Source organism: Actinoplanes oryzae, assembly GCF_030757795.1.
GTDB lineage: Bacteria > Actinomycetota > Actinomycetes > Mycobacteriales > Micromonosporaceae > Actinoplanes.
This window is the reverse complement of sequence record NZ_JAUQWH010000358.1, coordinates 1-638: the sequence shown is the minus strand read 5'-3', so window position 1 is coordinate 638 and position 638 is coordinate 1. Positions and strand designations below refer to the sequence as shown.

The window sequence follows — 638 nt, the reverse complement described above, 5'->3', positions numbered from 1 at the left end:
CTGCTGGGGGTGCTCAGCTGCACCAGGCAGCGCACGCGATTTCCCTTCCCGCCGGTGCAGGGCGGAGCAGTTCGGAGTGCTCGCGGGCCTCATGAGCCCGAGATCGTGGGTTCGAATCCCACCCCTGCCACGCCATCCTTCCGCAGGCCGAGCGCCGGCGGCCCACCCGCCCCTCATGAGGGCGGCCCGCCCGGTCCGACACCGGGGCCTGCGACCACTCCGCGCCCACCGCCCTCGGCAGCCGCCACCGCGGCAAGCACAGCCCGGGCATGCCGCCGGGCGGCCTCCGGAGCGAGGGAGATCTGCTGAACGGCCGCACCCGTCGGGCAGGTGAAGGCGAGCAGATCCACACAGGTCGGCTGGGCGGTGCCGGGACCGGTCGGACCGTCCCCGCGCGACAGTTGCACGCCGATCGCCTCGCCGTTGGCGGCCTCGACCCTCGTCAGCTCGGAGAAGTGGCAGACCGGGTCCCCCGCCCCGGCACACTCGCGGGGGTCGCACCAGACCGGGTGCGAGGACGGCGTCGCGATCGGCATGACGAGCACCTCCTGAATACTGTCGTCACCTCTATTAACGCCGGTGAGCCCCGTCGACTGCGACGACAGCGGAGCGCCGGACGGGCGATAAGGAGGTGACAT

At 72.4% G+C, this 638-nt stretch carries 1 protein-coding gene and 1 tRNA gene; one reads left to right on the top strand and one right to left on the bottom strand.

Annotation, left to right across the window (positions count from 1 at the left end):
• Positions 1-55: 55 nt before the first annotated feature.
• Positions 56-130, top strand: a tRNA-Met gene (locus tag RBH18_RS43915).
• A 43-nt stretch (positions 131-173) separates the two neighbouring features.
• Here RBH18_RS43915 and RBH18_RS43910 read toward each other — a convergent pair.
• A partial coding sequence (locus RBH18_RS43910; protein WP_306216454.1) for a hypothetical protein occupies positions 174-638 on the bottom strand: 465 nt, incomplete at its 5' end.